This is a genomic window from Pseudomonas sp. NPDC087598 (assembly GCF_044743525.1).
GTDB lineage: Bacteria > Pseudomonadota > Gammaproteobacteria > Pseudomonadales > Pseudomonadaceae > Aquipseudomonas.
In genome coordinates this window covers 68,833-70,466 of record NZ_JBIUWQ010000035.1, presented here as the reverse complement: position 1 = coordinate 70,466, position 1,634 = coordinate 68,833, and the positions used below count along the sequence as shown (strand labels likewise).

Here is a 1,634-nt window from a genome sequence, read left to right as displayed (position 1 = left end):
TGGACGAGCTGGTGGTGACTAACACCATCCCGCTGTCCGCTGCAGCACACGCCTGTGCACGTATCCGTCCACTGGATATCGCTCCGGTGGTTGCCGAAGCGGTTCGCCGCATCAGCAATGAAGAATCGATCAGCGCGATGTTCCGTTAAGGGCCCTGCCCTTCTCGAAATGTCTTGTTGACGAAAAGCGCCCCGCCCCGGCATTCCTGTCGGGGCGGGGCTTTTTTGCCCATACCGTGTTTGGCGCTGGTCGCAAACGTCACTCCGGTCATGGCTATTTTGGAGATACAAAATGAACGATTTTACTCTGAATGCTGAAGTGCGTTCCGACCTGGGGAAAGGTGCGAGCCGCCGCCTGCGTCGTCTCGCCGCTCTGGTTCCAGCTGTTGTTTACGGTGGCGAAAAAGCCCCTGAATCCATCAGCATGCTGGCCAAAGAAGTTGCCAAACTGCTCGAAAACGAAGCGGCTTACAGCCACATCATCGAGCTGAACGTTGGCGGCACCAAGCAAAACGTAATCATCAAAGCTCTGCAGCGTCACCCGGCCAAAGGCCACGTGCTGCACGCTGACTTCGTACGCGTTGTCGCTGGCCAGAAACTGACCGCTATCGTTCCTGTGCACTTCATCAACGAAGCTGCTCCAGTGAAGAAAGGCGGCGAGATTTCGCACGTTGTTGCTGAAATCGAAGTAACTTGCCTGCCGAAAGATCTGCCTGAGTTCATCGAAGTCGACCTGGCTAACGCTGAAATCGGTTCGATCATTCACCTGTCGGATCTGAAAGCTCCGAAAGGCGTTGAATTCGTTGCTCTGGCACACGGCGATGACAAGGCTGTTGCCAACGTCCACGCTCCACGTGTTGCTCCAGAAGCTACCGAAGAAGGCGCAGCAGAGTAATCACTCTGTAACGCCTGAGTGAGCAAGTAACATCGCGGACTGGAACGTAGCGAGAAAGCGGGCGAGAACGCGGAGTTTACATTCATGGTAAATGAGCAATTTTCGTCCACTTTCGCCGCCTTCCCTGATCGCGGCGATGTTACTCACCACTCAAAGGAAGGGCCCCTATCGTGACTGCCATCAAACTGATCGTTGGCCTGGGAAATCCAGGCGCCGAATACGACCAGACCCGGCATAACGCAGGGGCCCTTTTTGTTGAGCGCATCGCCCACGCACAGAATGTGAATCTTGTGGCCGATCGCAAATATTTCGGCCTGACCGGGCGCTACTCGCATCAAGGTCAGGATGTTCGTCTGCTGATTCCCACCACCTACATGAACCGCAGCGGCCAGGCCGTGGCGGCACTCGCCGGTTTCTTCCGCATCAAGCCTGAAGAAATCCTGGTGGCGCATGACGAACTCGACTTGCCTCCGGGCGTCGCCAAGCTCAAGCAGGGCGGCGGCCATGGCGGTCACAACGGGTTGCGCGACATCATTGCGCAACTGGGCAATCAGAATACTTTCTACCGTCTGCGGCTTGGCATCGGCCACCCGGGCGTCGCCAGTATGGTTTCAAATTTCGTCCTGGGTCGTGCGCCACGCGCCGAACAGGAAAAACTCGATGCCAGCATCGACTTTGCCCTCGGCGTGCTGCCGGATATCCTCGCCGGTGAAGGGACCCGCGCGAGGGATCCCCGGCAG

General features: G+C 57.2%; 2 protein-coding genes and 1 pseudogene. All 3 read left to right on the top strand.

Annotated elements, in window-relative coordinates; all coding sequences use genetic code 11:
* Positions 1-149 (top strand): annotated as a pseudogene (locus ACIOWE_RS19050) (ribose-phosphate pyrophosphokinase); the annotation flags it as partial.
* Between the two features lie 142 nt (positions 150-291).
* Positions 292-894, top strand: coding sequence for a 50S ribosomal protein L25/general stress protein Ctc (locus ACIOWE_RS19045; protein ID WP_401394453.1), 603 nt, complete (start codon positions 292-294; stop codon positions 892-894).
* Between the two features lie 170 nt (positions 895-1,064).
* Positions 1,065-1,634 (top strand): aminoacyl-tRNA hydrolase (gene pth / locus ACIOWE_RS19040; RefSeq protein ID WP_401394450.1); only part of this gene is annotated, 570 nt, incomplete at its 3' end.

What these genes read in the sequence shown, in the direction of transcription:
- ACIOWE_RS19045 (WP_401394453.1), top strand. Translation starts at nt 292, where the DNA reads ATGAACGATTTTACTCTGAATGCTGAAGTGCGTTCCGACCTGGGGAAA.